The sequence below is a fragment of the Vibrio sp. 1078-1 genome, assembly GCF_033340475.1.
The window spans coordinates 1-7419 of sequence record NZ_JAWOWM010000034.1; the positions used below are offsets into that span (position 1 = coordinate 1).

General features: G+C 39.3%; 10 protein-coding genes. 2 read left to right on the forward strand and 8 right to left on the reverse strand.

Translation table 11 applies throughout. The annotated features are described in order from the left end of the window. Positions 1-201: 201 nt before the first annotated feature. The 3 genes from R7190_RS25045 to R7190_RS25060 form a co-directional block, all read right to left on the reverse strand. Positions 202-648, reverse strand: a complete 447-nt coding sequence (locus R7190_RS25045; RefSeq protein ID WP_025573020.1) for a GNAT family N-acetyltransferase — start codon at positions 646-648, stop codon at positions 202-204. A gap of 133 nt (positions 649-781) precedes the next feature. After that, entirely contained in the window at positions 782-1264 is a 483-nt protein-coding gene (locus R7190_RS25050; protein ID WP_186584890.1) for a MazG-related protein, read from the reverse strand. A 1258-nt stretch (positions 1265-2522) separates the two neighbouring features. Next, a complete protein-coding gene (locus tag R7190_RS25060) occupies positions 2523-2813 on the reverse strand; it encodes a YkgJ family cysteine cluster protein (RefSeq protein WP_079751593.1) in 291 nt (96 codons plus the stop codon). Between the two features lie 263 nt (positions 2814-3076). On the opposite strand from R7190_RS25060, the gene R7190_RS25070 reads away from it, so the two are divergent. Both R7190_RS25070 and R7190_RS25075 read left to right on the forward strand, forming a co-directional pair. Beyond that, on the forward strand, positions 3077-3322 hold the full coding sequence (locus tag R7190_RS25070; RefSeq protein WP_025441764.1) for a type II toxin-antitoxin system CcdA family antitoxin: 246 nt from the start codon (positions 3077-3079) through the stop codon (positions 3320-3322). Continuing rightward, positions 3322-3639 (forward strand): CcdB family protein, encoded by a 318-nt coding sequence (locus R7190_RS25075; RefSeq protein WP_021485087.1) that lies wholly within the window; start codon positions 3322-3324, stop codon positions 3637-3639. Before R7190_RS25070 ends, R7190_RS25075 begins: the two co-directional genes overlap by 1 nt. A 147-nt stretch (positions 3640-3786) precedes the next feature. Here the strand turns inward: R7190_RS25075 and R7190_RS25080 are convergent, their stop codons facing one another. The 5 genes from R7190_RS25080 to R7190_RS25100 all read right to left on the reverse strand — a co-directional run bounded on the left by R7190_RS25080 (position 3787) and on the right by R7190_RS25100 (position 7258). After that, entirely contained in the window at positions 3787-4542 is a 756-nt protein-coding gene (locus tag R7190_RS25080) for a hypothetical protein (protein ID WP_129980306.1), read from the reverse strand. Between the two features lie 144 nt (positions 4543-4686). After that, a complete protein-coding gene (locus tag R7190_RS25085) occupies positions 4687-5136 on the reverse strand; it encodes a hypothetical protein (RefSeq protein ID WP_138940482.1) in 450 nt (149 codons plus the stop codon). Between the two features lie 170 nt (positions 5137-5306). Next, entirely contained in the window at positions 5307-5510 is a 204-nt protein-coding gene (locus R7190_RS25090; protein ID WP_045346653.1) for a hypothetical protein, read from the reverse strand. Positions 5511-5760: 250 nt separating this feature from the next. After that, the gene (locus R7190_RS25095; RefSeq protein ID WP_186584888.1) at positions 5761-6555 is read right to left on the reverse strand and encodes a hypothetical protein; all 795 of its coding nucleotides are present in this window, start codon (positions 6553-6555) and stop codon (positions 5761-5763) included. Between the two features lie 145 nt (positions 6556-6700). Next, a complete protein-coding gene (locus R7190_RS25100) occupies positions 6701-7258 on the reverse strand; it encodes a nucleotidyltransferase domain-containing protein (protein WP_017634132.1) in 558 nt (185 codons plus the stop codon). Positions 7259-7419 lie beyond the last annotated feature (161 nt).

Genomic DNA, 7419 nt, shown 5'->3' on the forward strand with positions numbered 1-7419 from the left:
AATAACAAACTTATAATGACCGTAGGGTCAAAGATCAGTTCTAAAACTTCCATACTTCCTCAAACGTATAACGCCGCGTTAAGGGGTGAACAACGCGATACCACCCAACTTAAACCATTGTGCCATAAACACAAAAGCTAAACTTTGAACCAAAACTGCCATGCGTTGTGAATCCCTCTTAAACGCTTTGTTATGTGCGTACTAAAGTTGTGCGTACAATCTCAGCATGTCTTTGTGTTGAATACCATTTTCATAGATTGGCTCTGGATAATTCAGCAAAAAGTAATCTTTGACGATTGAGTCAACCCTAAAGCCAAGACGCTGATAATAAGTCAGTTGATAGCCAAAGGTGCCTGTACCCAGTTCAACACGTGAGATTCCCTTACTTGATAACTGAGACAGAACCGACTTAAGCAATTCAGAACCAACACCTTGACCTTGTAACTTTGGATATACAGAGACATTGAATATCTCAGCAAGGCTATCGGTTTGTGGCTTAACTATGCAAGCTGCTAAAACACGCCCATTATCTAGTGCGGCGAAGCACCATGAATCGGATAAATATGAAGAAATACTTGCTTCAGAAGGATCGGCTTCAAGCAGCAAATCTAGCGGAATCTGGCTACTTTTGACTTCGATATATTGCATTTTTCCTCCAAGCACATAACGCCCAATTAAGGTGTGAAGCACGCAATACCGATGCTACCGCATACCGCCTTAATCACTAAAACTAACGCATAGTAAAAATGCCACGCGTGCTGAATCACTCTTAAATTGTTTGTTATGGCGCTCCACTCAACGTTAGCTCTTGTATGTCAATTTGGTCTACTTCCCTACCCAATATCCGCTTGTACTCGACTAAACGATGAACTGGGATAACCGGCAACTTGATACCTTGATAATCTTTAATAACTGATTCTGAGAAGTAAATTTCAAGCTGGTGCCAAGAGCCATCTTGACATGATTGTATCTTAGTATGTTCAGACAAACCGATTTCAATTTTTTGATTTTGGTAAACCAATTGGAAATACTCGAGATCCCAACCATATTCGGCATAATGAGTTAACGGTTTAGATATGTATTTTGCTACATGCGATAGAACTTTTTCTGCGTCTGAGTTTCGAATATAAAGATCTATATCTGCGATTTCCCGACTTCCACCATGAATAGTTGCCGCTAATCCACCTACTATTTGATACTCCACAACCTCTGCATCCAAGATCTCTTTGAGCCACTGCAAGGCTACTTTAACTTTATCACTCATCTAGTTCCCTCAGCTGAATTTTGCCTTGCGCCATAACGCCCTGTTAAGGGGTGAGCAGCGCAATACAAAAGCCGCCGCATACCACCTTAAACACTAAAACCAACGCATAGTAAAAATGCCACGCGTTGCGAATCCCTCTTGAACAGTTTGTTATGTGCGTGCTTAAACTGAACACCTTTGCTCACAGAACAGCTAATCGATATAAGAAGCAACCGCAACTGCACCAAAATAGAGTTCAAGTGCGAAATAAAAAAGTACACTTTTGGAGACTTTCTTCTTTAAAAGCACTTTAACGATAAGAAGTGTGGCAATGATGTATACGATGGCAACTGACATTCTATCCCTACATGTAGCTTGAGCCTAACCGTGGGTACCCAACCGACAACACTTAGTATCCCTAACAATCAAGATGCTGGAAATGCTAAAAAGATACACAAGACTGCACCAAATACCGAGCCAGCCATGAACAAACCCAACTTAAGTGCTGTACTTTTATCCGATTCCTTTTTGGACATAGTAATTCCTTTTACTAATTTAAAATGACTTGCATGCACATCTATACGTGATCAACACCAAAGCACATAACGCCGCATTAAGGTGTGAGCGAAGCTTGGCTATACTTGAGCGAAGCGAAACCGCCAAGCGTTGCGAATCACTCTTAAATGCTTTGTTATGCTTGTTCTATCAGTGGACACCGTAAAATTCCAACGCTGCATACCGTTAGATTATGCCTAAAGAGATCTTATTTACGATGTTCTTTGCCACGTGAATGTTCGGCATACTTTTTGGAAATTAGTTGATGTATATGAAGTCCTGTTTTACGAACAAGATACCAATCTATCGCAGCTAAAATGACCAATCCTATGATAGTTCCCATCTAACCCCCTCCTTACACATCGAATCATAACTCTATCAAACCACTGAAAAGTTAAATAAGACAGAAGGCAATTTTTTGGGGGCAGCGATGGTTTTCAAAGAACTTAGAGTCAAATAAGGGATAGAAACCTCATTTCTGATAAAGATGCTAGGACAGATACAAAGAGGTATTTGTTAAATACGTAAAGTGCTCATTCTTATAAGTTTGAGAAAGAGCATAACGCCGCGTTAAGGGGTGAACAACGCCACCACCTAGCCTAAATCATTGTGCCGTAAACAATAAAGCTGAATCAAACTGAAAATGCCAAGCGTTGAGAATCCCTCTTAAACGCTTTGTTATGGCTTACAACTCACGAATGACCTATAAGATTAACCGACTGTTTTAGATGAACTTAACACGTTCATCTAAGCACTCATTAGAACCCATTTCGAATTCGCGGCATATCCAAGGACGATTTTCATAAATGGTGCACATTAGAGTGTCTCTATCTAAAGCCGCACACCAACCATCATTTAATCGCATCATTGTTTCACCACCATACTGATCACGTGCGATGAACTCTTCAGGCACGCCAGTATCCGAGATAATCATAACTTCAAGACGGCAGCAGCAAGCTTTGCAGTTTGAGCAAGATACATTTGAGGAAGAAGGTGTATTAGTTGGTATAAGCATAAGTAACTACAGTTTAGTCAATTGTGCATGATACCGTAATTTGATGTGAACAACCTTCATTTCTGAGATTGCGGACCTTGTGAGCCATAACGCCCAGTTAAGGGGTGAAGCACGCAATACCGATGTTACTGCATGGCACTTCAACACAAAAACCAACGCATACCAAAAATGCCACGCGTGCTGAATCCCTCTTGAACTGTTTGTTATATGCCTTTTCATAACCTATACTAAATGCGCATTAACAATACGCACAGGATTGCTTTATGAGAAACACATATAGTATACAAGCACCCAAAAAGGCTACAAACTTAAGCTTAAACAGTGAGTTACTCGCTGAAGCTAAGCGCTTAAATATAAACCTTTCCGCGACAATGGAAAAGGCACTTGAAAAAGAAGTGAGTCAACGCCTAAAAGCTGAATGGTTAGAGCAAAATGCTGAGGCTATTAGTGCTTGTAATGAGCTTACTGAAAACCACGGGCTATTTTCAGATTCTTACCGAGTATTCTAATGTCACAATTTTCTCTATACAAAAACAACGATAAAAACACGGCAACTGCATACCCATACTTTGTTGACGTTCAAAGTGAATTGCTTGATACATTGAATACTCGGTTAGTGATTCCGTTGACGCCTACTGAGTTGTTAGAGAAAAAAGCACCAAGTCACTTATGTCCAGTAATACATATTGATGAAGGTGACTTCGTAATTCTTACGCACCAAATGGCAAGTGTACCGACCAAAATTCTACGAGAGCCTGTAAACGATCTAAGCACTTTTCGAGATGAAATCATCTCTGCTATCGACTTTCTGATTACGGGCATATAACGCCCTGTTAAGGTGTGAGCAACGCAATACCGAAACTACCGCAAACCACCTTAATCACTAAACGCAACGCATAGTAAAAATGCCACGCGTTGCGAATCACTCTTAAACAGTTTGTTAAAAGTAAAACACACTAGACCTAGAGTGTGACTATTTCCAGCTTGACCCTATTTCAGCCATCGTTGATTCTACGTCAAATTCATGATCAATATCTGGACTGAATTCCCCCGAAACATCACCATACCTAAACTCTTCACACGTACATTCACTTTCACCTTCATCACAGTCAAAGCAAGTTGGGTTACAATACTCAATCATTCGATCAATTGCAGTTGAAGGGTCTGAAGAATCCAAGTAAGGATCATAAGCATCGATATAGCCATCTTCGCCATCAATCGTACTCAAAATAATGTCTGGTTCGTCGTATGAGAATCCAAGAATTTTTGAAATACTTCGTAGTACAATACGACCATAATCAAACTGATAACGTTCAGTTTTCATATAAACCACACCAGCATCTTCAACCAAGAGTCGAAAACTCATATGACCATATTCATCTATAAGTTTTTTGTATCGATTTGGAGCAAGAGTGATATGTTTCATGGAGTTGTTTACTGCATCAATTAGCTGAAACTTGTTATTGGTAAACCTGCCACCTTCAATGTGATAGCCAATATCAAGCTTTTGCATAATCGATTTTCGACTCACTTGCTCATCTGTACGCTCTTTTTGTATTGCGAGCATGTAATCAAGAGCATGAGCAATCACCATATTAAAGCCAATTGCTTGGTGTAACTTCAGGGTATTACTAGACACTTTTTCATCAATTTCATAGAGCGTAGGTAGCAGTATGGAATGATGATAGTCATAATAATCTAGTAAGCACTGTTCTAATTTATCTGACATTATTCGAAGAACCTATAATTTTACTTTTAACGCCCTGTTAAGGTGTGAGCAACGCAATGCCGAAGCCACCGCAAACCACCTTAATCACTTAAACTACCGCATAGTAAAAATGCCACGCGTTGCGAATCACTCTTAAACAGATTGTTAGTTTTCTTTTGTGCGCTCTAACTTAAATTCAAAACCACTCTCAACCGAACCCATAAACGATGTTACCTGCCAAAGATCAGCATCCATAACTGCTTTTACACCACCTTTATCTGTACCATATTTAGTACCTTTCACGATTAAAAGGTGACAGTAACAATTATTTTCATATGTCGTTTTAATTGCCTCGAATAACTCCTTACCATGACTAACTGTCAACGATGCATCACCAAAATCTACAGATAACGGGGGGACTCTCTTTAAAAAAGTACCTTCACTATGTGAATACACATTGTTTTCTTTATCTATGTGATCACGCTCAGCAGTAAACACATAATGATCGTTCGTTTTGGCAATCCATGAGTATTGATCTCGCTGCGTTGCACCATAATGCTTTAACGCCTTTTTCAAACCCGAAATGTAGCTGCCTATCGGCTTTGAGGGTTTCATAAATTCTCCTGAAAACTAACGCCGCATTAAGGGGTGAACAACGCCACCACCTAACCTAAACCATTGTGCCGTAAACACTAAAGCCAATTCAAACCAAAACTGCCAAGCGTTGTGAATCCCTCTTGAATGCTTTGTTAGTTGCCAAGCCTAAAGCTTTGATTTGAAGTTAATTACCGCTTTGCCAACACTTGCTTTACGTATGTTGGAAAAATCAAATCAGACGCAGTTTCAAAGCGCCTGTCACTGAAACCGCTTGGAACACGCAACGCCGTAGAAAACGGACTAACAACACCAAAAAGCTCTTTTAGACAGACACTGTCACCGAGCAGACTTTCAACAAATAAATCGGTTTCTGAAACAGAAAATTCAACCACAAAAGAAACCTGAGAACGATTTTCACAAACCCGAACGATTCAAAATTGAAGTACAAAACCCCACCAAAAACACACTGACTTTAACTCTAAACATTCTGTTTAAGCTGCGTTTTCCTCGTTGGCAACTAACGCCCAATTAAGGTGTGAAGCACGCATCCACAACACTCAATTTGAACACCTTAACCACTAAACTTAACCCAAACCGAAAATGCCAAGCGTGCTGAATCACTCTTAAATTGTTTGTTATGTTTTATTGCGACAAATCTAAAAATGGCTTTAGTTTAATTAATCCAGCTTGAATAGATGCCAGAATAGCTAATAACAACGTTAAAATTACCATGCTATACTGCAATTTCACACTATCTTTATGGCGCCGTTCTTCCGTTTGATATTTTTCAAGTGTTACAATAGCTTTTCCATTTACTTTATATCCCCCGCCTTTTACCTTACTGATTTCACCTGATTCTACGAATGAATCAATATACATCCGTAACTTATTTTGATAATTTTCTCTGTCAGGATGCCCAAAAAAGCGCAAAGAATACATATCAGAAACCAGTGATGACAAACTAAATTCCTTGCGACTTATACCATAGTTTTCAATCAAATAATCCAACAGGTCATATCTGGGCTTTAGCTGTAACTCTTTTTTATTGAATAAAAATTGCGAAACTTTATTCAAAATTCGCTTTAATTTAACTTTTACGTAGTCTTTTCTTGTAAGGCAATGGAGTATGAATGAGTTAATACCAGTATAAGTTGTATAGTAATTATGCAAGTAGTGAGTAATTTCAACAGTATTTACATCAATATTATTAATGTCAATGTCTAGTTCTATATCACACTGATCAGTTTCCGGGTTATATTTTAATACCTTTACCGTATTCATATCCAAGTCGCGAACAAGAGCTGAAACTCCGTCGAGCTTGATTCGAGTTGAATAGAAATTATTTTTCTCACATTCTGGACCTGACATGGGAATCCGTGTTGGACCGATCTTCCCAAATGCTTTTCTCAAAGCCCACATTTGAATTTTTGACCACATAATTCACCTAAAACATAACGCCGCGTTAAGGGGTGAACAACGCGACCACCTCACCTAAACCATTGCACCGTAAACACTTAAGCTGAATTAGACCAAAACTGCCAAGCGTTGTGAATCCGTCTTAAACGCTTTGTTATACAAACTTTTACAGCTTAGCCGCCAACTTCTTAAGGTAAGATTTGGCTAGTTCATTTTTACCTCGGCTTAACCACTTTATACACTCTAAAAGCTCCCAGATTAAGCCTTGGTCACCATTTGTATATGCAGGAAAGTCTTCATGCTTTGGTGCTGGAGCATCGGTTAATCGAGACTCCACAGCACCCGATTTATCAAATAGCACTTTGAAAGGTCTTGATATATCAAAAGGTTCGCTTAGATCTAGGCAATGAATCTCTGTGCTGGTTAAATCCGTAAAGATGTACTTTGTAAAGTAAGCATTCTCGTTATGGAAGCCTTGATTACGATAGAAAATTTCTTTGCCACGCTCAAAAGCTGAGAAACACTCTTGTGTGGATTTATGGAATTCATTTTGAGTAAGAATCAAAATGTCAGCGTCAGATACTCGGTCACCCTTACCTGAAGCCAATGAGCCTAATAGCACAGCGGCAACCACATTGTCTTCGCAAATAAACGCAGAACAAGCAGATTTAACCAGTTCATTTTGAAGGGGAAGATTTTCAAGATTAAGTTCTTCTAAACTCACAGTTACCTCCGTTTGTATAACGCCCTGTTAAGGTGTGAGCAACGCAATACTGATGCTTCCGCATACCACCTTAAACACTAAAATCAACGCATAGTAAAAATGCCACGCGTTGCGAATCACTCTTAAACAGTTTGTTATGTTCGTAGCTTTTGTAGTCCTCG

What these genes read in the sequence shown, in the direction of transcription:
- R7190_RS25045 (WP_025573020.1), bottom strand. Translation starts at nt 648, where the DNA reads ATGCAATATATCGAAGTCAAAAGTAGCCAGATTCCGCTAGATTTGCTG.
- R7190_RS25070 (WP_025441764.1), top strand. Translation starts at nt 3,077, where the DNA reads ATGAGAAACACATATAGTATACAAGCACCCAAAAAGGCTACAAACTTA.
- R7190_RS25075 (WP_021485087.1), top strand. Translation starts at nt 3,322, where the DNA reads ATGTCACAATTTTCTCTATACAAAAACAACGATAAAAACACGGCAACT.
- R7190_RS25050 (WP_186584890.1), bottom strand. Translation starts at nt 1,264, where the DNA reads ATGAGTGATAAAGTTAAAGTAGCCTTGCAGTGGCTCAAAGAGATCTTG.
- R7190_RS25060 (WP_079751593.1), bottom strand. Translation starts at nt 2,813, where the DNA reads ATGCTTATACCAACTAATACACCTTCTTCCTCAAATGTATCTTGCTCA.
- R7190_RS25085 (WP_138940482.1), bottom strand. Translation starts at nt 5,136, where the DNA reads ATGAAACCCTCAAAGCCGATAGGCAGCTACATTTCGGGTTTGAAAAAG.
- R7190_RS25095 (WP_186584888.1), bottom strand. Translation starts at nt 6,555, where the DNA reads ATGTGGTCAAAAATTCAAATGTGGGCTTTGAGAAAAGCATTTGGGAAG.
- R7190_RS25080 (WP_129980306.1), bottom strand. Translation starts at nt 4,542, where the DNA reads ATGTCAGATAAATTAGAACAGTGCTTACTAGATTATTATGACTATCAT.